Annotated in this window: 22 protein-coding genes and 1 tRNA gene; 16 read left to right on the top strand and 7 right to left on the bottom strand. The window is 66.3% G+C overall.

Going from position 1 to position 25484, the window contains the following annotated elements; genetic code table 11:
• Window positions 1-8 precede the first annotated feature (8 nt).
• Together secG and IP65_RS04640 are read left to right on the top strand one after the other, a co-directional pair.
• Window positions 9-395, top strand: a complete 387-nt coding sequence (gene secG / locus IP65_RS04635) for a preprotein translocase subunit SecG (RefSeq protein WP_022675537.1) — start codon at window positions 9-11, stop codon at window positions 393-395.
• Window positions 396-600: 205 nt separating this feature from the next.
• Entirely contained in the window at window positions 601-2232 is a 1632-nt protein-coding gene (locus tag IP65_RS04640) for a CTP synthase (protein ID WP_022675538.1), read from the top strand.
• Window positions 2233-2432: 200 nt separating this feature from the next.
• Here the strand turns inward: IP65_RS04640 and IP65_RS04645 are convergent, their stop codons facing one another.
• Complete coding sequence (locus tag IP65_RS04645; RefSeq protein WP_028657657.1) at window positions 2433-2897, bottom strand: Hsp20 family protein; 465 nt, start codon at window positions 2895-2897, stop codon at window positions 2433-2435.
• Window positions 2898-3068: 171 nt separating this feature from the next.
• Between IP65_RS04645 and grxC the strand changes: the two genes are divergently transcribed.
• From grxC to IP65_RS04665, 4 genes are all read left to right on the top strand, one after another.
• Window positions 3069-3344 (top strand): glutaredoxin 3, encoded by a 276-nt coding sequence (gene grxC, locus IP65_RS04650; RefSeq protein ID WP_054131231.1) that lies wholly within the window; start codon window positions 3069-3071, stop codon window positions 3342-3344.
• Window positions 3345-3352: 8 nt separating this feature from the next.
• Entirely contained in the window at window positions 3353-4204 is an 852-nt protein-coding gene (locus IP65_RS04655; protein ID WP_054130997.1) for a carbon-nitrogen hydrolase family protein, read from the top strand.
• Window positions 4201-4710, top strand: coding sequence for a DUF1178 family protein (locus IP65_RS04660; protein WP_054130998.1), 510 nt, complete (start codon window positions 4201-4203; stop codon window positions 4708-4710). The genes IP65_RS04655 and IP65_RS04660 overlap by 4 nt, the downstream gene beginning before the upstream one ends.
• Window positions 4711-4789: 79 nt before the next feature.
• Window positions 4790-4866, top strand: a tRNA-Arg gene (locus IP65_RS04665).
• 45 nt (window positions 4867-4911) lie between these two features.
• On the opposite strand, the gene IP65_RS04670 is transcribed toward IP65_RS04665, so the two are convergent.
• From IP65_RS04670 to IP65_RS04690, 5 genes are all read right to left on the bottom strand, one after another.
• Window positions 4912-5340 carry a hypothetical protein gene (locus IP65_RS04670; protein WP_054130999.1) on the bottom strand — a complete coding sequence of 143 codons (429 nt, stop codon included), beginning with the start codon at window positions 5338-5340 and terminating at the stop codon, window positions 4912-4914.
• A 77-nt stretch (window positions 5341-5417) separates the two neighbouring features.
• The gene (locus IP65_RS04675; protein WP_022675544.1) at window positions 5418-5837 is read right to left on the bottom strand and encodes a GNAT family N-acetyltransferase; all 420 of its coding nucleotides are present in this window, start codon (window positions 5835-5837) and stop codon (window positions 5418-5420) included.
• A 57-nt stretch (window positions 5838-5894) separates the two neighbouring features.
• On the bottom strand, window positions 5895-6545 hold the full coding sequence (locus tag IP65_RS04680; protein WP_022675545.1) for a TadE/TadG family type IV pilus assembly protein: 651 nt from the start codon (window positions 6543-6545) through the stop codon (window positions 5895-5897).
• Window positions 6539-7141, bottom strand: a complete 603-nt coding sequence (locus tag IP65_RS04685) for a TadE/TadG family type IV pilus assembly protein (protein WP_054131000.1) — start codon at window positions 7139-7141, stop codon at window positions 6539-6541. Before IP65_RS04685 ends, IP65_RS04680 begins: the two co-directional genes overlap by 7 nt.
• Window positions 7138-8943 (bottom strand): TadE/TadG family type IV pilus assembly protein, encoded by a 1806-nt coding sequence (locus tag IP65_RS04690; protein WP_082209035.1) that lies wholly within the window; start codon window positions 8941-8943, stop codon window positions 7138-7140. The genes IP65_RS04685 and IP65_RS04690 overlap by 4 nt, the downstream gene beginning before the upstream one ends.
• A 292-nt stretch (window positions 8944-9235) precedes the next feature.
• Here IP65_RS04690 and IP65_RS04695 point away from each other — a divergent pair, with 292 nt between their 5' ends.
• The 3 genes from IP65_RS04695 to folE all read left to right on the top strand — a co-directional run bounded on the left by IP65_RS04695 (window position 9236) and on the right by folE (window position 11893).
• A complete protein-coding gene (locus IP65_RS04695) occupies window positions 9236-9565 on the top strand; it encodes a septum formation initiator family protein (RefSeq protein WP_043608143.1) in 330 nt (109 codons plus the stop codon).
• Between the two features lie 79 nt (window positions 9566-9644).
• Window positions 9645-11225: a phospholipase D-like domain-containing protein gene (locus tag IP65_RS04700; protein WP_082349784.1), complete on the top strand. Its 1581-nt coding sequence runs from the start codon at window positions 9645-9647 to the stop codon at window positions 11223-11225.
• A gap of 41 nt (window positions 11226-11266) precedes the next feature.
• Window positions 11267-11893 (top strand): GTP cyclohydrolase I FolE, encoded by a 627-nt coding sequence (gene folE / locus IP65_RS04705; RefSeq protein WP_054131001.1) that lies wholly within the window; start codon window positions 11267-11269, stop codon window positions 11891-11893.
• 55 nt (window positions 11894-11948) lie between these two features.
• Here folE and IP65_RS04710 read toward each other — a convergent pair whose 3' ends face one another.
• Window positions 11949-12428, bottom strand: coding sequence for a peroxiredoxin (locus IP65_RS04710; protein WP_054131002.1), 480 nt, complete (start codon window positions 12426-12428; stop codon window positions 11949-11951).
• A gap of 302 nt (window positions 12429-12730) precedes the next feature.
• On the opposite strand from IP65_RS04710, the gene ahcY reads away from it, so the two are divergent.
• The 7 genes from ahcY (at window position 12731) to addA (ending at window position 25408) form a co-directional block, all read left to right on the top strand.
• Window positions 12731-14137, top strand: coding sequence for an adenosylhomocysteinase (gene ahcY / locus IP65_RS04715; protein ID WP_022675552.1), 1407 nt, complete (start codon window positions 12731-12733; stop codon window positions 14135-14137).
• Between the two features lie 159 nt (window positions 14138-14296).
• Window positions 14297-16654, top strand: a complete 2358-nt coding sequence (locus IP65_RS04720) for a PAS domain-containing sensor histidine kinase (RefSeq protein WP_054131003.1) — start codon at window positions 14297-14299, stop codon at window positions 16652-16654.
• A gap of 124 nt (window positions 16655-16778) precedes the next feature.
• Entirely contained in the window at window positions 16779-17225 is a 447-nt protein-coding gene (gene tsaE / locus IP65_RS04725; protein WP_054131004.1) for a tRNA (adenosine(37)-N6)-threonylcarbamoyltransferase complex ATPase subunit type 1 TsaE, read from the top strand.
• Window positions 17222-18214 (top strand): aminoglycoside phosphotransferase family protein, encoded by a 993-nt coding sequence (locus IP65_RS04730; protein ID WP_022674762.1) that lies wholly within the window; start codon window positions 17222-17224, stop codon window positions 18212-18214. The genes tsaE and IP65_RS04730 overlap by 4 nt, the downstream gene beginning before the upstream one ends.
• Window positions 18211-18945: a nucleotidyltransferase family protein gene (locus IP65_RS04735; protein ID WP_022674763.1), complete on the top strand. Its 735-nt coding sequence runs from the start codon at window positions 18211-18213 to the stop codon at window positions 18943-18945. Before IP65_RS04730 ends, IP65_RS04735 begins: the two co-directional genes overlap by 4 nt.
• Window positions 18945-21956, top strand: a complete 3012-nt coding sequence (gene addB / locus IP65_RS04740; RefSeq protein ID WP_054131005.1) for a double-strand break repair protein AddB — start codon at window positions 18945-18947, stop codon at window positions 21954-21956. Before IP65_RS04735 ends, addB begins: the two co-directional genes overlap by 1 nt.
• Window positions 21953-25408 (top strand): double-strand break repair helicase AddA, encoded by a 3456-nt coding sequence (gene addA, locus IP65_RS04745; RefSeq protein ID WP_054131006.1) that lies wholly within the window; start codon window positions 21953-21955, stop codon window positions 25406-25408. The genes addB and addA overlap by 4 nt, the downstream gene beginning before the upstream one ends.
• Window positions 25409-25484: the final 76 nt, after the last annotated feature.

The raw sequence follows: 25484 nt of genomic DNA on the forward strand, positions 1-25484 counted from the left end.
GGAACCTCATGTCGCTCTTTATCTTCCTCACCGTTATCCAGGCGCTGGTGGCTGCCGCCCTGGTTGGCGTGATTCTCATCCAGAAGTCCGAAGGCGGCGGCCTGGGCGTGGGCGGCAGCCCGGCTGGCTTCATGTCGGCACGCGGCGCGGCCGATTTCCTCACGCGCGTCACCTCGATCCTGGCGGTTCTGTTCGTCGGGCTGAGCATCGTGCTGGCGGCCATGGCCGTCAACGCCGGTGGCAGCCGCACGCTCGACACGTCGCTCCAGCGCACGGCCGATCCGCTGGCCGGCCAGGCCCAGCAGCCGGTTGCGCCCGCTGCCCCGGCGGCTGATCCTTCGGCCGCAGCCCCTGCTGCGCCGGCCGATCCGCTTGGTGGTGCCGCCAAGCAGTAACCCTATGCAAGCATGAAACCAGGCGTTCCCGCCCCGCAGGCGGGGGCGCTGGTTTTGTTTTTGCGGTCCCTTTCGTGATGCCTGCGCGTGCCTGCAACGGGCATGCGTGGTATTGCGGTTCGCCCTTGCGCCTGTGGATTGCCACGCTGTTCGGCGTCGGTTCTGCTTGCGCTCCCCTCCCTTCTGACGCTAAGGCCCAACTCCCATGGCGCGGTACATTTTTATCACCGGCGGCGTGGTCTCCTCGCTCGGCAAAGGTCTCATGGCGGCAAGCCTCGCGGCGCTGCTTCAGGCACGTGGCTATCGAGTGCGGATCCGCAAGTTCGATCCCTATCTCAACGTCGATCCGGGCACGATGAGCCCGTATCAGCACGGCGAGGTCTTCGTCACCGACGACGGCGCAGAGACCGACCTGGACCTTGGCCACTACGAGCGTTTCACCGGCGTTTCGGCCCGCCAGGCCGACAACATCACCTCGGGCCGCATCTATCGCGACATCATCGCCAAGGAACGCCGCGGCGATTACCTGGGCGCAACCGTGCAGGTGATCCCGCACGTGACCGACGCGATCAAGGACTTTGCCCAGGCCGAAACCGAAGACCTCGATTTCGTGCTGTGCGAAATCGGCGGCACGGTGGGCGACATCGAAGGCCTGCCGTTCATCGAGGCGCTGCGCCAGCTGCATAACGAGCTGGACCGCGACCAGACCTGCTTCGTCCACGTGACGCTGGTGCCCTATATCGCGGCCGCTGGCGAGTTGAAGACCAAGCCGACCCAGCACTCCGTGCGCGAGCTGACTGGCCTTGGCATCCAGCCCGATATCCTGCTGTGCCGCTGTGAAAAGCCGCTGCCCGATGGCGAACGCGCCAAGATCGCGCAGTTCTGCAACGTGCGCAAATCGGCGGTGATTCCGGCGCTTGACGCCAGCAGCATCTATGCCGTGCCACTGCAGTATCACGCCGAAGGCCTCGACGCCGAAGTACTGCGCCATTTCGGCATGACGGCACCGCAGCCGGACCTGGCGGTGTGGGACGATATCGTCGATCGCTATCAGAACCCGGAAGGCGAAGTGACGATCGGCGTGGTCGGCAAGTATGTCGGCCTGCAGGACGCCTACAAGTCGCTCAACGAGGCGCTGGCCCACGGCGGCATGGCCAACCGCGTCAAGGTCAACGTGCGCTGGATCGACGCCGAACTGTTCGAGCGCGAAGACAGCGAGATTGCCGCGCACCTCGAGCCCATGCATGGCATCCTGGTGCCCGGCGGCTTTGGCGAGCGCGGCTCGGAAGGCAAGATTGCCAGCGTGCGCTTTGCCCGCGAGCGCGACGTGCCGTTCTTCGGCATTTGCCTGGGCATGCAGATGGCCTGCATCGAGGGCGCGCGCAACACCGCCGGCATCGCCGAGGCGTCTTCCACCGAGTTCGGCCCGACCAAGGAACCGGTGGTGGGCATCATCACCGAATGGATGACCGCCGAAGGCCTGGAAAAGCGCGAAGCCGGTGGCGATCTGGGCGGCACCATGCGCCTGGGCGCCTATGAAGCGCACCTGGCCGGCAACAGCCATGTGTCGAGCATCTATGACGCCACCACGATCAGCGAGCGCCATCGCCACCGCTATGAAGTGAACGTCGCCTATCGCGATGCGCTGGAGCAGGGCGGCCTGCGCTTTTCGGGCATGTCGCCCGATGGCCTGCTGCCCGAAATCGTCGAGCGTCCCGATCATCCGTTCTTCATCGGCGTGCAGTTCCACCCCGAACTGAAGAGCCGCCCGTTCGATCCGCACCCGCTGTTCAAGAGCTTTATCGCTGCTGCAGTGAAGCAGGCGCGGCTGGTTTGATTTTCTAGTTTCGTTTCAGGCGTCCACCACCCCCCGACCCCCTCCTCTAAAGAGGCGGGGGAGCAAACGGGAAAAGCCCCATCCTCTTTAGAGGAGGGGGCCAGGGGGTGGTGCGAAGCCTTGCACAAACCCAAACCCACGCAGAAAGGGGCGCTGGCCGTATTGGCCAGCGCCCCTTCGCGTTTCCTCAGGTCAATGGATCAGGCGGCCGCGCTGGCGTCGCCACCTTCCACCACCGACAGGGCCTTCTGGTTGCCGATCAGCACCTTCTTGGGCTTCATCGCCTCGGGCACTTCGCGCACCAGGTCGATGGTCAGCAGACCATCGGCGAGGTCGGCCGCGCTCACCCGCACGAAATCGGCGAGTTCGAAGCGGCGTTCGAAGCTGCGGTTGGCAATGCCCAGGTGTAGGTACTGCTTGTCGGTCAGATCGGCCTTGCTGCCCTTGACCACCAGCAGGTTCTGCTGCGCGGTGATATCGAGGTCTTCCGGCTTGAAACCGGCAACCGCCAGCGTGATGCGATAGGCATCCTCACCCTGGCGCTCGATGTTGAAGGGCGGATAGTTATCGCCAGCATTGGCGCGGGCCTGGCGTTCGAGCAGGTCGAACAGGCGATCGAAACCCACGGTGGTGCGGCGATAGGGGGTGAAATCGAAACGGTTCATGGCAATATCCTCAATCAGAGCAATCTGCACATGCCCCTGCCCGGGAAACTCCGGCGCTGGGGCGGGTTTAACATGGCGTGCCCGTCTTGCGGCGCACGTCACAAACGACCATGTGTGGGCTGCACCGCGCATTTCAAGGCCCCCGGTTTCACCAATTTCATCGGAGCGAACATGACCCAGTCCCCAAGGCCCAAGGTCGAAATCTATACCAAGTGGGGTTGCCCCTATTGCGTGCGCGCCAAGGCCCTGCTCGATGAAAAGGGCGTGGCCTATGAAGAATATGACGTGACCATGGGTGGTCCAAAGCGCGCCGAAATGGTCGAGCGGGCGCCTGGTGCCGCTACCGTGCCGCAGATCTTCGTCAACGATCAGGCACTGGGCGGCAGCGACGACCTCCAGGCGCTCGACCGCGCCGGCAAGCTCGACGCGCTGCTCGGCCTGGCCTGACCTTGGGCATGAACGCGCCCGTGCGTGTGGCGCTGTTGCAGATGACCAGCGGGATCGACCCGCTGGTCAATGCCGCAACCATTGCCGATGCGGCCGCCCGCGCGGCGGGGGAAGGGGCAGCGATGCTGTTCACCCCGGAAATGGCCGGGCTGATCGATCGGGATCGCGCCCGCGCGACGCTGCATATCGTGGCCGAAGCGGCCAACCCGGTGCTGGCTGCCGCACAAGAGGCGGCGGCACGCCATGGCATCTGGGTGCATCTGGGCTCGCTCGCGATCCGGCCGGATCAGCCGGCAGAGGGCGGCGACGCACGCTGGGCCAACCGCGCCTTCGTGATCGACGGCGCCGGCCAGATCGCGGCCCGCTATGACAAGATGCACATGTTCGACGTGGACTTGGCCACGGGCGAAACCTGGCGCGAATCGGCTGCCTATCGCCCTGGCGAGGCGGTGGTCACGGTCGAAACCCCGGTCGGTCGCCTGGGCCTGGCGATCTGCTATGACATCCGCTTTCCGGCCTTGTTCGAGGCATTGGGCCAAGCCCGCTGCGATTGCATCGCCATCCCCGCCGCCTTCACTGTGCCCACGGGCGCCGCGCACTGGCACCTGATGCAGCGCGCCCGCGCGGTGGAGGCCAGCGCCTTTGTCATCAGCGCGGCACAGACCGGGCGGCACGAAGACGGGCGCGATACCTATGGCCATAGCCTGGTGGTCGATCCCTGGGGCGATGTACTGCTCGACATGGGCGGCAATGCCGGCCTGGGTCTTGCGGAAATCGACCTGGGGCGCCTGGCTGCGGTGCGCCAACAACTGCCCAGTCTTGCCAACAAGCGCCCCGTGCCCATATCGCGCGCACCATGATTGTCTTCGATCTGCAATGCACCGGCGGCCAGCACCGTTTCGAAGGGTGGTTCGCCTCGTCGGCCGATTATGCGCGCCAGCAGGAGCGCGGCCTGGTCACCTGCCCGATGTGCGGCAGCGGCGAGGTGATCAAGGCCGTGATGGCCCCGGCCGTGGGGCGCAAGGGCAACCAGGCGCCGGCTTTGCCCGTGCCAAGCCCGGCGGACGCTGCACCCGCCGCGCCCGCCGCTGCGGCGCCGGCCAAGTCGTCCCCGCCGGCAAAGCTGCCGCCAGAAGCCGTGGCGATGCTGCGCGCCGTGGCCCTGGCCCAGGCCGAGGCAATCAAGTCTTCGACCTGGGTGGGTGATTCCTTTGCCGACGATGCGCGCGCCATGCATTACGGCGAAAAGGATGCCGCGCCGATCCACGGCCAAGCCACCCCGCAAGAAGCGCGGGAATTGCTGGACGAAGGCATCGCCGTTGCCCCGCTGCTGATCCCCGTAGTGCCACCAGGCGAAGCGAACTGAAACCCCTACTGGCCCATGCGGGCATGCCTGCGCAAACGCACATTGCCTTGCCGCAACCACGCCCCTAAGAGAGGCGCGGGCGCCCGTAGCTCAGCAGGATAGAGCACCAGATTCCTAATCTGGGGGCCATGGGTTCGAATCCCGTCGGGCGCACCAACACCAGGCCGGTCCTGCCAAGGGCCGGCTTTTTTGCGATCACGATCAGCGTGGGCTGCCGATGCCCTTGCGGCCGAATACCGGGCGCGGGGGTGCCGGTTGGGCGGCGTTGTCCTCGATCGGCGGTGGCGGCGCGCTGGCGCGCTGGGCCAGATGGCGCGCGATGATGGCGTCGGGATCGAAATCGGATTTGGCTGGCAAGTCTTCCAGGCCGGGCGCAGCGGTGGCGCGCGGCCGCGTTTGCGCCGGTTGCATCAGGCGGCGCAGCGAAATCAGGCCGCCCAGCGCCGATGCGGCGGCAAGGGCCCAGACGCCGATGACTGCCGATTGTCCCACCCCAAACGCCCCGGCATCCGGGCCGGCATCCTGCAATTGCCAGGCGCTGACGCCCCACAGGATGGCCGAGCCGAACGCGCCGATCATGCGCAGGGCGTGGCCGGTGTTGCGGCCGGTTTTGACGAGTGTCTTGAACATGCGCCGGCACTTCCCCCGCGGCCATCAGGCTGATCACGGTGTGTGGTGTACGCCGGCAATCGTGCAGGAAAGGTTGCCTAGAGCCGCTTTTGCAGAAAGAACCGGCTTTGCCCGCGCGGATGGTCATCGAGCTGGCCGAACACGGCATAGCCGAGCTTTTCATAGAAGCGCGGCGCCTGGAATGCGTAAGTATCGAGCCAGATGCCGACGCAGCCCTGCGCCCGGGCATGCGCTTCGGCCTGGTGCATCAAGGCTTCGCCATGGCCTTGGCCACGGTGCGCATCAGGCACGGCGAGCAGTTCGATGAACAGCCAGTCGTAGGAAATCTTGCCCCACAGGCCGCCGACTTCGACGCCGTCGGCATCGGTCAGCATCAGGGCGAGGGACGACAGGCCCGGATCACCCCCCTCGCGCACGTTGTACACGCGCAGCGGCGCCAGGATCGCTTCGCGCTGGGCAGGGGTCGGTTCGGCGGCATGGACAATCGTCAGCGACATGGCCGCGGCTCTTGGCGTCTAACCACGAAGGTGACAATCACAAAGCGGTTGAAACGCTCAGCACGTTGCCGGTGTGACCGCAGGCGCCGGGTTGTAGATCTGCGTCAGATCGCGATCGTCACGAACGTACATCGCCGCGTCCTTGCGGATGACGGTGGTTTTGAACACCGTGCCGAAAAACAAGGGTTGGTAGTTGTAGGCCACTTCGACGTACATCATCGCATAAGGGCTTTCGACCGTGATGGGGGTGGGCTGCCCCATGCCGGCAAAGCTGGTGCCGGTGCTGCCGGTGCCCTGGACGCCATAGCGCGAGACGTACTTGTTGCTGCCCCAGCAACGCTGCCAGTGAATCCATTGGCCGCCCGAGCTGTTGGTCTCCAGGCTGGAGAGGATCACCCGGCCGTTGACGGGAAAATTGAGGTCTTCCACCGAAAGCGCGGCGCCCGTGAATACCTGGTTCACGTCAAATTCGCGAAACATCGGCGCGCCGCCCACCACCGATTGCTTGGCGCGTGAAGCGTTGTCGGCCACCGAAATGGCAAGCTGGTTGAGCCGGACATGCAGGATGCCCAGGTTTACCATTTCCATCGAGCCCAGGGCCATGACCATGACGAACGGCAAGCTGACGCCCAGTTCGACGACGGTAACCGCGCTGGTATTGCGCGCGAGGCGGCGCAGGAGCGGAAAGAGAGAGCGACGCTTCAGCATATCTGGGTCACCGTGCGAACGGTCTGCGTGGCAAAGGGCTGGTTGCGCAAGATCGTGCTGGCGCTTGCCGTCATGTTGGTTGGCAGGCCAAGCATGCTGGAAAAGCCGAACAGCGCGGTATAGTTCACCGTGACGGTATAGAGCACGACGTCGTTTGCGCCGCCCAGCCCGGTCTTGCCCATATCCGCATCCCAGACCCCGTTGCCGTTGGCATCGTTGAAGCATTCGCCCTGATCGTATTGCCCGTTCTTGTTGGAATCGGTGAAGACTTCGGGCTGACCGACGTTGGTGAAATCGGTATAGTTGCGGCGCGAGAACGATACCGTGGCCCATGGCACGACATGCTGGATGCGCGTGGTGACCTCGCTGTCGATGGTGGTAGTCGAGGTTTGCGCGCTTTGCAGCGAGGAATCGCGCCCGGCGGCGTTGATCGTGCCGGTCAACACGGCCTGCACATAATAGGCCAGGCCCAACTCCAGCAACACGGCCATGATCAGCAGCATGACCGGCGCAGCCAGCGCAAATTCCAGTGCGGTCACGCCCCGGGCATCGCGCCGCAGCCGGCGGACCATCTGGCGAAGCGCGAGGCCGGTCATTTGTTGAGCCGCAGGTTGGCCACTTGGCCGGCGATGTACTGGAACGTGGTGGTCAGCGCCGTGGTATTGGATGCGTAATAGGCGCGGTTGGCCGTGGCGCAGGCCTGCATCTGGGTTGTCAGGGTCTGGCCAAAGCCGATGACCCAGATGGTATAGCCCATGTTCTTGGCCAGGGTGCACGCCGCCAGGAAGCGGTTGTTGTGATAGTTGACGAGGCTGGAGGCCGAGGTGGAGGTGGGCGCATCGCGGCCATCGTATTGCGTCACGCCCCACGCCGTATAGTTGGCGGGATAGTTTTCCATGGTGCCGTCGGTCATGAAGATGATGTGGCGGCTGACCGAGGGCAGATTGCCGGCATTGACGTTGCTGGCAAAAATCCCGTTGGGATTGCCCAGGCGCGCGCCCCACAGCATGCCGATGTCGTGATAGGTACCGCCGTTGGCGTAGAGGCTGTTGACGTAATTGTTCAGCCAAGTCGGCACGGTTTGCGGCGCCGTGGTATCCACCGTGGTGAACGGCAGCATCGACTGCGGGCAATAGCCTGTTTGGTTGGACATGTCGGTGGTCGTGTTGAGCGGCATTGAATAGCCGTTGAGATAGAACTCGAGGCTTTCCAGATAGGGCTTCCAGCTGGTGGCGTCGTTGGTCGGCGCGCTCGTCACGTCCATGTCGTAGGCGCCGCTGGGAATGGGCGACATCGACAGCTGCGGCACCGTGTTGCGCTCTTCGATGCAGCCGCTCCAAGTATAGCTGGTGGTGGTGACATTGCCCACCGTGCCGGTGGCAGTGGTGCCGGTGGCGAGGTCGCGGATGGTGTAGTAGGGATTGGTGCTGGATGGCTTGGTCGTGACGTAGGATGCGCTCGATGCGTTGTTGCCGTTATAGAGCGTTACGCCCGTCGCCAGCGGCACCGAGCCGAATCCCTTGAACGCGGTCACGTCCATGGTCGTCTGGGCATAGCGATAGCTGATCGCGGGATATCGCGTCTGCTTGTTCACGGTGATGGGGGTGGTGCTGAACTGCACCAACTGGGTAATGTATGGCGAGCTGTTGACGAAATAGTTGCTGGGCATCGCGCCCGACGTCAGCAGCCCTTTGGCGTTGACCGTCATGGAATAGGGTACGAAGCCGAAGCGCACGCGGGTGTTGACCTTGTCGACCACCGCACCCGCCACCGTGGTATAAAACGAGCGGATCGCGTTCTGCAGGCCGACGATCTTGGAATCCGAACCGCTATAGCAATTGCCGCCCGACACATTGCAGGCCATCGACCCGGTCGTATCGAGCACGAACATGACGTCGGCATTGGCCATCTGCAATTCAGCGCTGCACTCCACGGTCATCGGCAGGCTGGAATAGTTGAACAGCTTCATCAGCGTGGTCGGCATCGTGGTGCTGGCCGTGCCGCTGACGTGGCCGGTGGTATCGGCGCTGGTGGTGAAAACCGCGGCAGAGCTTTCAGTGCGGTTTTCGTTGATGTTGAAGTTGAACATCTTGTTGGCCTTGGCCTGTTCGGCCGCGCCATAGACGCCCGAAGCCGCCATCGCCTTGCGTCCGGCAAGCACGCCTGCGTCGCAGGCGTCCTGAAGGCTGGTCTTGGTGAGATACGCGCGCGACATGTCCATGCCCAGGCCTGCCAGCGTGATCATCGTGAACGCCGTCAGCGTCATGATCGCCAGGGCATTGCCAGCCCGGTCCTTGGCCAGGCGGCCCATGAAGCCGCGGGCAGGACCCTGCGCGCGGTGCTGGCCGCGGCTGCCGCGATAGGCCTTCAAGCGCTGACGCAACCAACCCAAAAGCATGATCGAAACCTGAACCTTCCCGTTGCCGTGGCGCTGTCACGCACCACACCCCGGCGGCGATCATGCATCGGCAAGTGCTGCCGACCGGTTAATGTCTCGCGAAATTTTCCAACGCATTGCTACGCAGCGGCAGGCATCGTGCTGGAAGGGCAGGGTCTGCCGTGGTTAACGGGGGCAGGCGCAGCGGTTGGTGTGAGGGCGGCAAGGCCATCGCCGGACGCCGCGAAATTCTGCGGTTTTTCCGTCGCGATGCGCTTGCATTGACTGGCCAAATGTGATTCTTCTTGACGCTATGAAGCGGCGTCGCCCCAACCTCAAACTGCCTCGCAACAGCGTGACCGAGTCGCTGGCGCTGATCGCGTTGCTGCTGATCGGCGCCTGGGCCGTCGCGGGGCCGAGCGGGCTCTTGGCGTGGAGCGAAAATGCCCACACGCTGGAGCAGCGGCAAAAGGAAGTGGCGCAGCTTTCGGCAGAGCGTGATCGCCTGCAAAACCGGGTCAATCTGCTCGATCCCAAGCATGCCGATCCCGATTTGGTGGGCGAACTGCTGCGCGCCGATCTCAATGTGGCCCATCCCGATGAACTGGTTATCCCTCGGCAGGAAGCCGTGACGAACCAATAACTTCGTGCTGCTCGAACGAGGCACGTGCGATCGTTTGGAATAGGGTGGAACCTCTGCGCCGTCCCGGCGTTGCGCGGGTATGAATGCACCAGAGGGGCCACGCAATCCCGCGTCCGGCGTTGCGCCGTCCGATTCAGCCGTTCATCTCGGCAGCGAGGAAGGGATAGAAGAAGGCGTGTGGCGCTATGCCCGCGCAACGCGTGCCCATGCCGTGGTCGATGCGGCAGATTACTTTGCCCTGATGCGTGATGCGATGCTGGCGGCGCGCCAGCGCATCCACTTGATCGGTTGGGATTTCGACACGCGCATCCTGATCGGCGACGGGCGGCGCTGGTGGAACCTGCCGCGCAAGCGCGTGGCGCCGGCGCGGCTGGGCGCCTTCGTGGTGTGGCTGGCCAACCGCCGCCGCGGGCTGGAAGTTCTGGTGCTGAAATGGAATTTCGGCGCGCTCAAGGCACTGATGCGCGGGTCGATGGTGGTTGACCTGTTCCGCTGGTGGCGCCATCCGCGCATCGGCTACAAGCTGGACGCGGCCCATCCGATCGGCTGCAGCCATCACCAGAAGATCGCAGTGATTGACGATTGCTTTGCCGTGTGTGGCGGGATCGACATGGCGGGAGACCGCTGGGACACGCGCGACCATATCGATGAAGATCCCAGGCGGCGGCGGCCCGGTGGCCAGCCCTATGGCCCATGGCACGATTGCACGATGCTGCTGGAAGGGCCGGTGGCGGCGGCGCTGGGCGAATTTGGCCGCACCCGCTGGCACCAGGCCGGTGGGCGCCATCTCGAGCCCTGCCGCCCCCAGGTGGAAAGCGCCTGGCCCAATGGCATCGTCGCGCAGTTCACCGATGTGGAAGTGGGCATTGCCCGCACGCGCTCACCCTATGCCAATATTGCCGAAGTGCGCGAAATCGAGGCGCTGTTCTGCCGCCAGATTGCCGCCGCAAAGCACTTCATCTATGCCGAAAACCAGTATTTCGCCTCGCGCCGCGTGGCCGAGGCGCTGGCCGCGCGGCTCGATGCGCCCGACGCGCCCGAAGTCGTGCTGGTGATGCCGCAAGAGTCGGACGGATGGTTGGAGCAGGCGGCGATGGACCTGGCCCGCATCCAGTTGTTCGAAGCGGTGAAATGCCACGATCCTCATGGGCGCTTTTCGATCTGGCATCCGTTCACCAAAGGGGGAACGCCGATCTATGTCCATGCCAAGCTGATGATCGTGGACGATCAGGTGCTGCGCATCGGCTCTGCCAACATGAACAACCGCTCGATGGGGTTGGACAGCGAATGCGACGTGTTCATCGATGCGGGCCGGCCGGGTAACGACCACGCCATTCCGGCAATCCGCGCCTTGCGCCATTCGCTGTTGGCAGAGCATTGCGGACTGGCCGAAGAGCAGGTAGCGGCGGCCTTGGCCGATGGCGGCAGCATGGCTGCGCTGGCGGCTGAGTCGGCCAAGGCGGGCGGGCGGCATCTGCGGCCGTTCGTGCCCCGGCCACTGACCGAGGCCGAACAGGCCCTGGCCGATTCCGAAGCGCTCGACCCCGAGCGCCCCGAGGAAATGCTGGCCTTCTACCAACGCGGGCGCCTGTGGCGTGGCGGGCTGGGCAGGAAGCTGGCAAAGTTGCGGCGCCGGCGCGGCAACGCGACACAGGATTGACGCACGGGCCGCGTTGTCCGGGCATTGAGGACGGGACCAGTATGACGAATTTGCCGGGCTGCGGCCATGATCATGGCGATGACGAAGATACCGCGCGCGGCAAGGTGCCGGTGCCGCCCCATGTGCAGCAGGCGATCCGCACCCTGATCGAATGGGCTGGTGACGATCCAGCGCGCGAAGGCCTGATCGATACGCCCAAGCGCGTGGCGCGGGCGTGGCTGGAATATTGCCAGGGCTATGCCGAAGATCCGGCAGTGCACCTCACGCGCACTTTTGCCGAGGTGGGCGGCTATGACGAGATCGTCGTGCTCAAGGACATTCCGTTCCAATCGCATTGCGAACACCACATGGCGCCGATCACCGGCAAGGCATCGATCGCCTATCTGCCGCAAAACCGCGTGGTGGGAATTTCCAAGCTGGCGCGCGTGTTGCACGGCTATGCCCAGCGGCTGCAGATCCAGGAACGGCTGACCGCCGAAGTCGCGCAATGCATCTGGGATCACCTCCACCCGCAAGGCGTGGCCGTGGTGATCGAGGCGCAGCATGGCTGCATGACCGGGCGCGGCGTGCGTACGCCGGGCGTGGGCATGGTGACGAGCCGGCTGCTGGGCTGCTTCCTGGCGGATTCGCGCAGCCGCAAGGAAGTGATGAGCTTGATGGGCTATTGATCGCCGGCAGCGCCGGCTGCCCCATCGCGGAGGCAGCCGGCGCGCCGGTATCAGCTCACAGCTTTTCGAGCACGTATTCCGCCGCGCTGACCTTGAAGTCGCCCGGCGCTTCGACGTGGAGCTGTTCGACCACGCCATCGTTGATCACGGCGGCAAAGCGCTGGCCGCGCAGGCCCAGGCCAAACCCGGTGCCGTCCATCGTCAGGCCGAGCGCCTTGGCGAAATCGCCATTGCCATCGGCCAGCATCGTCACCTCGGGCGAGCCGCTGGCTTCGCCCCAGGCCTTCATCACGAACGGATCGTTGACCGCGGTGCAGGCGATTTCATCGATGCCCTTGGCCTTGAGTTCGGCGGCCTTGTCAACATAGCCCGGCAGGTGGCGGGCCGAGCAGGTGGGGGTGAAAGCGCCCGGCACCGAAAACAGGGCGACGCGCTTGCCCTTGAAGTATTCAGCCGACTGCACGGCTTCGGGGCCGTCCTTCGTGGCCTTGACCAGCTTCACATCGGGCAGGGTTTCGCCAACGGTGATCGTCATCCCCAAATTCCTTTCATTGTCATCCGCCACGAGGGAGTGGCGGCCGGTTGGGGATATAGGCGCAGGGCAGGGGCGTGCAACCGCCGCGCGCGGCAGGGCGTGGGGAAATTCGCGTTGCCGCGTGGCGGCAGGTGGTAGCGGCCCGGCGGCTGCTGTGCCGGCATCGGTAGGAATGCCGATATAAAGACTTCTTTATATTAACGTTGCCCTGTGCAGGCGGACCCGCTAAGAGCAGCCCATCAGCGGCCTGCCCCTGGCGGGTCTTTTTTGCGTTCAGACGCCCTTTTGTACGGAGATGCCTCGTGGCCAGCGCGCTCGAAGCGAACAAGGACTATGTCATTGCCGATCTCGGCCTGGCCGATTTCGGCCGCGCGGAAATCGCCATTGCCGAAACCGAAATGCCCGGCCTCATGGCGCTGCGCCAGGAATTCGGCGCGTCGCAGCCCTTGAAGGGCGCGCGCATCACCGGCTCGCTGCACATGACGATCCAGACCGCCGTGCTGATCGAGACGCTGGTTGCCCTGGGCGCCGACGTGCGCTGGGCCACCTGCAACATCTATTCCACGCAGGACCATGCCGCCGCCGCGATCGCCGCAGCGGGCATTCCGGTGTTCGCCGTGAAGGGCGAAAGCCTGGCGGATTACTGGGACTATGTCGGCCGCATCTTCGACTGGGGCGATGACACTGCCAACCTGATCCTGGACGATGGCGGCGACGCTACCATGTTCGCGCTGTGGGGCGCGCGCGTGGAAGCGGGCGAAACCCTGTTCGAGCCCAGCAACGCCGAAGAAATCGAATTCTGCCGCGCGCTCAAGGCGTTCCTCAAGGCCAAGCCCGGCTACCTGACCGAGAGCGTCAAGGCCATCAAGGGCGTTTCGGAAGAAACCACCACCGGCGTTCACCGCCTTTACCAGATCGCTAAGGACGGCAAGCTGCCGTTCCCGGCGATCAACGTGAACGATTCGGTGACCAAGTCGAAGTTCGACAACCTCTATGGCTGCAAGGAATCGCTGGTTGACGCGATCCGCCGCGCCACTGACGTGATGCTGGCCGGCAAGGTTGCGTGCGTGGCCGGCTTTGGCGACGTGGGCAAGGGTTCGGCCGCTTCGCTGCGCAATGGCGGCGCCCGCGTGATGGTCACCGAAGTCGATCCGATCTGCGCGCTGCAGGCGGCGATGGAAGGCTATGAAGTGGTGACGATGGAAGAAGCCGTCACCCGCGCCGACATCTTCGTGACCGCCACCGGCAACGAAGACGTGATCACCGCCGAGCACATGAAGGCGATGAAGCCGATGAGCATCGTGTGCAACATCGGCCACTTCGACAGCGAAATCCAGATTTCGGCCCTGTCGAACTACAAGTGGACCGAAGTGAAGCCCGGCACCGACCTGGTCGAATTCCCGGACGGCAAGCAGATCATCATCCTCGCCAAGGGCCGCCTGGTGAATCTGGGCTGCGCCACCGGCCACCCCAGCTTCGTGATGAGCGCCAGCTTCACCAACCAGACGCTGGCCCAGATCGAACTGTTCACCAAGGCCGATCAGTACAAGAATGACGTCTATGTGCTGCCCAAGCACCTGGATGAAAAGGTCGCCGCGCTGCACCTCGAAAAGCTGGGCGTGAAGCTGACCAAGCTGAGCGACAAGCAGGCTAGCTATATCGGCGTGACCCCGCAGGGGCCGTTCAAGCCGGATCACTATCGCTATTGATCCCGGATACATGACCGGCTGCGTGCCGGGCATGGCTGCAAGCGCCCTGCATCCCTTGGGATGTGGGGCGTTTTGCTGCGCGGATACTTGCGCGGGATCGGGCGAATTTCGCGCGGGTTGCGGTTGTATTTCGCCCGCGTGCAGCCTAGCCAAGGGGTGATGCTGTCCCATTCGCCTGCCGCTGTTGCCGTGACCGTTGCCGTGGCGCTGCTGCTGGCAGGCTGGACGCTGGCGGCGGGATGGGCCGTGCTGGCCGCGCGGGCGCGCATGCGCCGCGCCGAACATGCCGAGCGGCTGGCCCGCAAGCTGACCCGCATGGTGGATGAAGCGCCGGCCCTGCCGCTGCTGGTGCGCGCCGATGGGCGGATCGAGGGCGCCTCGCGCCTGGCCGGCTGGATGGGCCTTGATGCCATGCCGGGCTATCTGACCGAGCTTGATAGCGGCGAAGGGCGCGGGCTCGACGCCAAAAGCCTAGCGGCGCTGGCCGATGCGGTGCGCCACACGCAAAAGACCGGAGCGCCGCTTGCCCTTTCGCTGGTCCCGCGCGGCGGGGTAACGGCCCTGGCGGTGCGCGGCAGCCTGGCCGATCCGCAGATTGCGCCGGGCGATGCGGCCTTGCTGTGGTTTTTCGACGCGACCGACAGCGTGGCAGAAATCCGGGCCCTGCGTGCCGAGGCAGAGCAGGCCCATGCCGACTTTTCCGGGCTGGCCGGCCTGATCGAAGCCGCGCCCCTGCCGATGTGGTTTCGCGATGCGGCAATGCGCCTGCGTCTGGTCAACACCGCCTATGTGCGCGCGGTGGGCGCGGCGAGCGCGGCATCGGTGGTGGAGAACGGCATCGAACTGGTCGAGCCGGTCGACGGCCTGAGCGCGGCGCACATTGCTGCCGATGTCTTTGCCCAGCGCCGCCCGGCCGAGCGGGTGGTTTCTGCAACCATCAACGGCCAGCGCCGCACCATGCGCGTCAGCGACCTGCCGATCGCTGGCGAAGGCGTGGCCGGCTATGCCGTCGATATCGAGCAGATGGAGGAATTGACCCGCCAGTTTCGCCGCTTCCGCGATGCCCAGCGGCAGATGCTCGATACGCTGTCGGCCGCGATTGCGCAGTTCGACGCTGGCCGCAACCTGGTCTTTGCCAACCAGCCGTTCCTGCGCATCTTTGGCATCAGCCCGAGTTGGGTCAACGATACGCCGCCGTTCGATCGCGTGCTCGATCGCTTGCGCGATGGCGGCAAGCTGCCGGAAGTGCGCGATTTTCCGCAATGGCGGCGCGAGCGGCAGGCCTGGTTCCTGGCGCGCGAGCCGCGCGAGGAGCCCTGGCACCTGCATGATGGCACTCATCTGCGCGTGGTGGGCCAGCCGATGCCCGATGGCGGCCTGCTGCTGATCTTTGAAGACCAGACCGAGCAGCTGCAGCTTTCCGCCACGCGCGACACATTGCTGCGCACCCGCACCGCCACGTTCGACAATCTGTTTGAATCGCTCGCCGTGTTCGGGCCTGATAGCCGCCTGCAACTGTGGAACCGTCGCTTTACCCAGGATTGGCGATTGGACGAGGAATTCCTCGGCAGCCATCCGCGCGCCGATCTGCTGCTCACGCGGCTGGCTGGCCTGCTCAAGCGCCCGGCGCAAGTGGGCATGATCGGCCAGGTGATCCAGGCCGCCACGCTGGAACGCAAGCAGACCAGCGGCCGGCTGTCACTGGCCGATGGGCGCCATCTGGAATTTGCCGGGGTGCCACTGCCCGATGGCAATGGCCTGCTGACGGTGCTCGACATCACGGATTCGCAAAAGGCCGAGGCCGCACTGCGCGAACGTAATGCCGCGTTGACCGAGGCGGACGCGGTAAAGACGCGCTTCATCGCCAACATGAGCTATGAATTCCGCAACCCCCTGAACTCCATCGGCGGCTTTGCCGAAATGCTGCAAAGCGGGCTGGCCGGGGAATTGACGCCGCAAGCGCGCGATTATGTCGCGGCGATCCTCTCGTCGGTGGAGCGGCTGGGCGAGCAGATCGAGAACGTGCTCGACCTGTCGCAGAGCGAGGCGGGCATGCTGCCCTTGGCGCGCGATGCGGTGGATGTGTTCCCCTTGCTGGCCGATGTGGTGCGCGAGCGCGCCGAGCGGATCAACGCGGCCGGCCTGGCGCTCGATCTGCGCGGCAGCCAGGCCGTGGGCAAGGTGACCGGTGACGCGCGCCGGTTGCGCCGCGTGTTTGGCCAGTTGATCGACAATGCCATTGCCGCGACGCCAGCAGGCGGGCGCATCCTGGTGGAGTGCACGCGTGGCGCGCGCGATCTGCGCGTGGTGATTTCCGACAATGGCCGCGGCATGGATGCAGCGGCGCTGGCCCGCGCGATGGAGGGCTTGAAGCTCGCCGCCGACGGCCGCACGGCAGAGCGGCGCCAGGGCCTTGGCTTGCCGCTGGTACGCCAGTTGATCGATGCCCACGGTGGCCGCTTTGAACTGGTTTCCGAACCGGGCGAGGGCACCAGTGCCATCGTGACGCTGCCGTGACTGCAGGCGTCGTGAAGGGCCCCGGATCAAGTCCGGGGCAACGGGAATATGATAGACATACTTCCCTGGTTACCGTCACCCCGGACTTGATCCGGGGTCCCGCTTCTCTCTAGCGCGATGCCCCATGACCACGATCCCGCTTCCCGATATCGCCGCCACCCAGGCCCTTGCCACCCGTATCGCGGCAAAGCTGCGGCCCGGAGACGTGCTGGCGCTGGAAGGCACACTGGGCGTGGGCAAGACCACGCTGGCGCGCGAATTGCTGCGCGCGCTGGGCTATGCCGGCGATGTGCCGTCGCCCAGCTTTACCATCATCGAAACCTATGATCCGCCGCAGGTGCACCTGCCAGTGGTCCATGCCGATTTCTATCGCCTGGAACACCCGGCAGAGGCCGAGGAGATCGGGCTTGATGACTATCGCCATGGGGCGGTGCTGATCGCCGAATGGCCTGATCATGCCGGCGGTTTCGGGCACGAGCCCGATTGCCTCACGCTGCGTCTGGAAATCGCGGAAAACGGGCGGCAGGCCATTGTCTTGGCCGGCAAGGGGTGGTTAGAGCGGCTGCCATGACCAGCACTCTTCCTGCCGGAATCGATGCTTTCCTCGCCCGCGCGGGCTGGACGGGCGCAAGAATCGAACCCTTGCCGGGCGACGCCTCTTTCCGCCGCTATTTCCGCGTGCGCCGGGGCGAGCAGAGCGCGATGCTGATGCATGCGCCGCCACCGCAGGAAGACCCGCAGCCATTCCTGCGCGCCGCGCGCTGGCTTGATGGCAATGGCCTGCGCGCGCCGGAAATCCTGGCCGAAGAAGCCGCCCAAGGCTGGGTCTTGCTCGAAGACTTTGGCGACACGCGCATGCGCGAATATGTCGATGCCTGGCCGCAGGACGAAGACACCGTCTATCGCGCCGCGATCGATACGCTGGTGCAACTGGCGCAGCTGCCGGCCGGGCCGTTCACCGCCTATGGCATGGCCGAATACATGCGCGAGGTGCGGCTGTTCATCGAATGGTTCTGCCCAGCGCGGGCGATCTATGTCGATGTGGCAGGGTTCCAGGCGGCGTGGGAACAGGTCTTGGCCCCGTTGCTGCCGGCGCAGCGCCCCGGCGTGACCGTGCTGCGCGATTATCACGCCGAGAATATCATGCTGCTGGGCGGGCTGGATCAGCAAGGCCTGCTTGATTTCCAGGACGCGCTGGCCGGCCATCCGGCCTATGACCTGGTATCGCTGTTGCAGGATGCGCGGCGCACCGTTTCGCCCGAGCTTGAGGCGCGCATGCTGGACTATTACCTGGCCAAGGCGCAGCCACAGGGTGATTTCCGGGCGGACTATGCCCGCCTTGGGGCGCAGCGCAATACCAAGATCGTGGGCATTTTCGTGCGGCTGTGGAAGCGTGATGGCAAGCCGCGCTATCTCGATTACATTCCCCGCGTCTGGGCCATGCTGGAACGCGACCTGGCCCATCCCGCGCTGGCCCCGGTGGCGGCGTGGTTTGACGCCAATATCCCGGCAGAGCTGCGCGATCCGGCCGGGCGCCTGGGTGGGAGCTTTGCCGAATGAGCCGCGATCCGCGCAAGCCGCTGGTGTCTGACACGGCGATGGTGCTGGCCGCCGGCATCGGCAAGCGGATGCGGCCGCTGACCGTCACGCGGCCCAAGCCGCTGGTGCGCGTGGCCGGCAAGCCGCTGATCGACCATGCGCTCGACAAGCTGGCCGAAGCCGGCGTGACCCGCGCCGTGGTCAATGTGCACTACCTGGCCGACCAGCTTGAGGCCCATGTCTTGGCGCGTGACGTGCCCAAGGTGATGGTGTCTGACGAGCGCGAAACCTTGCTGGAAACCGGCGGCGGGCTGGTCAAGGCGCTGCCGCTGATCGACCGTGACACGTTCTTCTGTCTCAACAGCGACAACATCTGGCTCGATGGGCCGCGCAATGCCTTTGCTGCGCTCGGCGATTTCTGGGACGAGGAGCGGATGGACGCGCTGCTGCTGCTGGTCAGCCATGCGCAGGCGTTCAACTATACCGGGATGGGCGATTTCCATATCGACCAGATGGGCCTGGTTTCGCGGCGTAAGCCGGGGCGGGTGGCGCCCTATATCTTTACCGGCATCCAGATCGTGTCGCGCCGGCTGTTGCGCGATGCACCGCAAGGCAGCTTTTCCACCGGGCGCCTGTGGGACCGGGCGATTGCCGAAGGGCGCCTTTATGGCCTGCCGCACACCGGGCTGTGGTATGAAGTGGGCGCGCCGGAAATGATCGCCCCCACCCAAGCCGCGCTGACGCAATACTGATGGCAGGCGCCGCCCGGCCCAGCGTCTATACCATTGCCGCGCACCGGGGATTTGCCGATGCGCTGGTCGCCGGGCTGATCCCGCGCTACCGCGAAGACACGTTTGGCCTGGCGCGGCTGACGCTGCTGTTGCCCAGCCAGCGCGCCGTGCGCAACCTGACCGAGGCGTTTATCCGTGCCTCGGGTGGCGGGCTTCTGCTGCCGCGCATGGTGGTGGTGGGCGATCTCGATCTCGACGAGACGCTCGGCGCGCTGCTCGATCCCCTTGGCGGCGGGACCGTGGCACCACCGGCCTGCGATCCGGTGGTGCGCCTGCTGCGCCTGGCCGAGATTCTGCGCGAGGAACTGGCCGCGCTGGGCATCGTGCGGGGCGAGGCAGGCTTGCTGCGCCAGGCGCGCAGCCTCGCCCAGTCGCTCGATCGGCTGGCTGCCGAAGAGGTCAGTCCCGAACAGTTGCTGATGATCGACATGCTGCCCGAACTGGCCGAACACTGGCAGGACAGCCTGCGCCTGTTCGCGCGGGTGCAGGTGCGCTGGCAGTTCGAACTGGATGCGCGCGGGCAAGTGGATGCGCCGGTGCGGCGCAACCTGCTGCTGACCCATGCGGCGCAGGCGTGGCGCGCCGATCCGCCGCTCCATGCGGTGATCGCCGCCGGGGTCACCTCTGCCGCGCCGGCGATCGCCCGCCTGCTGCGTACCGTGGCCGATCTGCCGCAAGGCGCGGTGGTGCTGCCCGATCTTGACCTGGCCTTGGAGCCAGAGGTGTGGGACGCGCTGGGCCAGGCCGGCGCCAGCGAGGAGCCGGGCGGGCCGCCGTTTGGCCGCGGCGACCAGGTCACCCATCCGCAATACCACCTGAAACTGCTGCTGCATCGCATGGGCCTGTCGCGCGACGATGTGCGCAACTGGCACCGCGCCGGCATTGCCGCGGCCCCGCCGGCGCGCAGCCGTGCCATTTCCAACCTGTTCCTGCCGCCCGAGGCGAGCACGGCGTGGGTCAAGCTGGCGGCGGCCGAACGGCGCCTCGCTGGTGTGCGCCTGATGCACAGCGCCCATCCCGAGGAAGAGGCGCAGGCCATCGCCGTGCTGGTGCGCGAGGCTCTGGCCATGCCCGAACGGCGGGTGGCGGTGGTCACCCCCGATCGCGGCCTGGCGCAGCGGGTCATCGCCCACCTCGGCCGCTGGAACATTGCCGCCGATGATACCGCCGGCCGCCCGCTGCCGCAGACGGTCGCCGGGCGCCTGCTCCTGCAACTGGCGCAGGCCTGGGCAGAGCGCGCCGCGCCGGTGGGCTTGCTGGCGCTGCTCGGCCATCCGCTGGTCATGGCGGGCGAAGGCCGCGCCGCCTGGCTGGAGCGGGTGCGCCAGTTGGACATGGTGCTGCGCGGCCCGCGTCCCGGGCCGGGGCTGGAGCCGATCCGCGATGCCATTCGCGATCCCGATCGCAAGTGGGGCAAGCGCTTTCCCGGCCTTGCCGCGTGGTGGGATGGGGTGGAACTGCTGCTCGCGCCGCTGCTGGCCGGCCATGCCGCGCTGCCGCTGGGCGCCAGCATCGATCTCTTGGCCGAGATGGCAGAGGCGCTGTGCGGCCCGGCGCTCTGGGCCAATGCCGATGGGCGGTGCCTGGCGCAGTTTGTCGAACAGTGGCGTGATGCGGCGGCGCAGGCCGGCGGCTTGCCGGTCGATCCGGCCGAGTTACCCGCGCTGCTTCGCGATGCGATGGACGAGATTTCGGTGCGCCCGCCCTATGGCGGCCATCCGCGCCTCGCGATCTATGGCCTGCTCGAAGCGCGGATGAGCCGCGCCGACCTGGTGATCTGCGCGGGCATGACCGAAGGATCGTGGCCGGCATCGCCCGCGCCCGATCCGCTGCTGGCGCCGCCGGTGCTGCGCGCGCTGGGCATTCCCGGCGCCGATTTCCGCATCGGCCTGGCCGCGCACGATCTGGCCGCGATGCTGGGTGCGCCGGAAGCGGTGCTGAGCTTTGCCGAGCGGGACGCGGGTGGACCGGCGATCCCGTCGCGCTTCCTGCTGCGCATCCGCGCGATGCTGGGCGAAGATGGCGTGGCGTGGGAACGCGACGCGGTCGACCTGGCACAGGCGCTCGATGCCGCGCCCCAGGCCGCCGCCTATCCGCGCCCGCGCCCCATGCCATCGCCGCAGCAACGCCGCGTCGATATTGCCGTGACCGCGCTCGACCGCCTGCGGTCAGACCCCTATCAGTTCTATGCCTCGGCCATTCTTGGCCTCAGGAGCCTGGACCCGCGCGATGCCGATCCCACCCCGGCCTGGCGCGGCACAGCGGTGCACGCCATTCTCGAAGAGTGGCACCAGGCCGGGGCTCCGCCGGGCGAATTGGTGCCGCTGGCCGAGCGCAAGCTGGCGGAAATGAGCGCGCACCCGTTCATGCGCAGCCTGTGGCGCCCGCGCCTGACTGCCGCGCTCGCCTGGATCGAGGATGAGCAGGAAAGCCTTCTCGCCGAAGGGCGCCGCGTGGCCGCGTTCGAATGCTGGGGCGATACGCAGGTCAATGGCATCCGCATCTTTGGCCGGGCCGACCGCATCGACCTGCTGCCCGATGGCACCTTGGCGGTCGTCGACTACAAGACCGGCACGCCGCCATCGGGGCGGATGGTGCAGGAAGGCTTTGCCCTGCAACTGGGGCTCGTCGGCCTGATCGCCCAGGCTGGCGGCTTCAAGGACAAGGACGGCCGCGTGACCGTGGAGGGCGAGCCGACCCGCTTTGAATACTGGTCGCTGGCGCGCAACCGCGAGCGCGGCTTTGGCTATCGTGAAGAGCCGATCCTGGAAGGTCGGCGCAAATCGGGCATCCCGCGCGAGGATTTCCTGCCCGAAACCCGCCGCTTTCTGGACGAGGCGATTGCTCGCTGGATTCTGGGCAACGAGCCGTTCGTCGCGCGGCTCAATCCCGATTTGCCCAGCTATGCCGATTATGACCAACTCATGCGGCTGGAAGAGTGGCAGGGGCGCGGCGGGGGCGAGAGCGCATGAGCAAGGTCTATCCCCTCAAGGGCAACCAGGCGCGCGCGGTGGCGCCGCATCGCACGGTGTGGTTGTCCGCTTCGGCCGGCACAGGCAAGACCCAGGTGCTTTCGGCGCGCGTGCTGCGGCTTTTGCTGCAAGACGGGGTGGAGCCGGAAAATATCCTGTGCCTGACCTTTACCAAGGCGGGCGCGGCGGAAATGGCCACCCGCGTCAACGATGTCCTGGCGCGCTGGGTGCGGCTGGACGATCTGGCGCTGTTCCAGGAACTGGAGGCGATCGGCGCCGACGCGCGGCCGGAAACCCTGGCGCGGGCGCGCAGCCGCTTTGCCGCCGTGCTCGATTGCCCGGGCGGCGGCCTGCGCATCGAAACGATCCACGCCTTTTCGCAATGGCTGCTCTCGGCCTTTCCAGTGGAATCGGGCCTGCTGCCCGGCACCCGCGCGATGGAAGACCGCGATCGCGAACTGCTGGTGCGCGAAGTGCTGGCGCAGATGTTGGTGGAGGCAGAGGAAGCGGGTGACGAGGGCCTGCTCGATGCGCTGGCCCATCTGGCGCTGCGCATGGACCAGGGCAGCGTCATCGGCTTTCTGCTGCGCTGTGCCAAGGCGATAGACCTGTGGCAGGAACCGGGCGCGTGGCGGCCGCCGCTGCGCCCGCGCATCAACCAGATGCTGGGCCTGGCGGCAGACGAGGATGGCAGCGGCGTGGCTGCGCTCTGTGCCGACGATGCGTTTGACGTAGCCTCGGTGCGGTGCTGCATGGCCGCCAATGCGGCTTGGGGCACGCCGACTGGCGCGACGGCTGCAAACATAATGGGCGATTGGCTCGCCGCCGATCCGCAGGCGCGCCTCGCGGGGATCGACGATTTTGCCAAGCTGTTCCTGACGACCAAGGGCGAGGCGAAATCTGCCCGCAACCTGGATAAGCACGAGCCGGCCTATGCCGATTACCAGGCGAGGGTTATCGCCGGGATTACGGCGCTGCGCGATCGCCTCGCGCTGGTCAATCTGGCGGCGCTGCTCGATCCCGCGCTCACCGTGGGGCGGCGCTTTGCCCTGGCGTGGGAGGCGGCGAAGGCGCGCGAAGGCTTCATCGATTTCGACGACCAGATCCGCACCGCCGCCGCGCTGTTGACCGAACGCACCACGGCCGACTGGATTCGCTACAAGCTCGATCGCCGGTTTGATCACGTGCTGGTGGACGAGGCGCAGGATACCAACGAGGCGCAGTGGCGCATCGTGCTCGATGGCTTGGTGCAGGATTTCTTTTCCGGCCAGGGACAAAGCCAGCGAGACCCGCGCACGCTGTTCGTGGTGGGCGATTACAAGCAGGCGATCTTCCGTTTCCAGGGCACGAGCCCGGAAAACTTTGCCAAGGCGCGCGAGCGGGTGCGGCGCGAACTGGCTGGCCTGGCCGAGGCGATGGACGAGCCCGAGCGCGCGCTGCTCTCGCTCGGCCTGGGGCAGTCCTATCGCACGGCGATGCCGATCCTGGCCTTTGTCGACCGCGCGATTGCCGCCATCGGCCCTGATCGCTTTGGCCTGCCCGAAGCGCCCGAACCCCATGTGGGGGATGTGCGGCCGGGCCTGGTGCGGCTGTGGCGGCCGGTGGGCGAGGGCGACGGGGACGAAGAAGAGCTGCCCGAAGCGGGCGAGGAGGGCGGCGAAAACTGGCTCTCGCGCCCCGATCGCGATCTGGCCGACCGGCTGGCGCGCCAGGTGCGGCAATGGCTCGATACGGGATTTCCGCTGCACAAGGGCACCCCGCGCAACGCCCGTGCGGGCGACGTGATGATCCTGGTGCGCAAGCGCAAGGACTTGGCCGGGCTGATCGTGGCGCGCCTGCATGCGCGCGGCGTGCCGGTGGCGGGGGTGGACCGGCTGCGGCTGGGCGCGCCGCTGGCGGTGAAGGATCTGATGGCCGCGCTGCGGTTCTGCGCGCAGCCGCTCGATGATCTTAACCTCGCCAACCTGCTGGTGTCGCCGCTGATCGCGTGGAGCCAGGAAGACCTGCTCGAGCGCGGCTATCGCAAGGATGGCGTGCGGCTGTGGACGCATCTGGCGCACAGCCGCGATCCCGCGACCGTGCAGACGGTGGAGCAATTGCTCGACCTGTTGCGCCGCGCCGATTTCGAACCGCCAGCGCAACTGCTGCACTGGCTGCTGGTGGGGCCGTGGCGGGCACGCTTCAAGCTGGTGGCGCGGCTGGGGCGTGAGGCCAACGATCCGATCGACGAACTGCTCAACGCCGCAATGGCCTATGCCACGGGCCAGGTGCCCAGCCTGGTCGGTTTTGTGCAATGGTTCGACAGCGGCGATGGCGAATTGAAGCGCGAGGCGGGGCAGGCCGCCGATCTGGTGCGGGTAATGACCGTGCACGGATCAAAGGGGCTGCAGGCGCCGATCGTGATTCTGGCCGATGCCGCCGATGATCCCGATGCGGCCCTGGCGCGGGGCAGCGAACTGGTGGAGCACGGGCCGGGCCAGCGCCCGCGCAGCGTGCCGCTGCCCGCGTTGCGCAAGGAAGAAAAGGCTCCGCCGATCCGCGCCGCAGAAGAGCAGGCTGCACGGGAAGAGCGCGCGGAACATTGGCGCTTGCTCTATGTCGCGCTGACCCGTGCCGAAGAGGCTCTGTTCATCGCTGGCGCCTGGCCACCCTCGCGCAAGGAACTGCCCGCCGATAGCTGGTATGCCCAGCTTGCCCCCTTGTTCGGCGAGGACGAGGCGTGGGAGCCGGACGCCATCTGGGACGGCGCGCGCAGCATCGGCATACCCGGTCCGCCGGTGGTGGAGGCGCCGCGCACGGTCGAAAACCTGGGGCTGCCGCTGCTGCCGCCCTGGCTTACCACCCCGATCGGCCCCGAACCGCGCCCACCGCGCCCGCTGGCGCCATCGGCGCTGGGCGAGGACGAGGCACCCGATCCGCCCACGCGGCCTGGGCCTGGCGCGCTGTTGGCGGCGCGGCGCGGCACTTTGATCCACAAGCTGATCGAGCGGCTGCCTGCCGTGGCGCCGGGCGAGCGGGCGGAGGCGGCGCTGGCCTGGCTGGCGCGGCAGGGCGCGGAATTTGACGCTGATGCCCATGCCGACATGCTGCGTGCCGCGCTTGCCGTGCTCGATCATCCCGATTGGCAGGCGGTATTCGGCCCCGGATCGCTGGCCGAAGTGCCGCTGGCCGCCGTGGTCGAAGGCCGCGTGGTATCGGGCACGATCGATCGCCTGTTGATCGCACCCGATCGCGTGCTGATTGTGGATTTCAAGACGGCGCGGCGTCCGCCGGCCAGCTTGGCGGATGTTCCGGCGGCCTATCTGCGGCAGATGGCGGCCTATGCCGCCGCGCTGGCCACGATCCATCCCGATCGCGTGGTGGAGGCGGCGCTGCTCTATACCCACGCCCCGCAACTGATCGCCATTCCCGCAGAAGTTCTGGCGCGGCACCACCCCATGGCCGCGACATAGCTTTTGCAGGGGCGCCCCCAACAAACCTTTCGCGCATCCCGGTTGCCAAGCGCGCGGCAAATCCTAGATACCATCC

Origin of the sequence: Novosphingobium sp. AAP1 (assembly GCF_001295765.1) — a bacterium.
Lineage (GTDB): Bacteria > Pseudomonadota > Alphaproteobacteria > Sphingomonadales > Sphingomonadaceae > Novosphingobium > Novosphingobium capsulatum.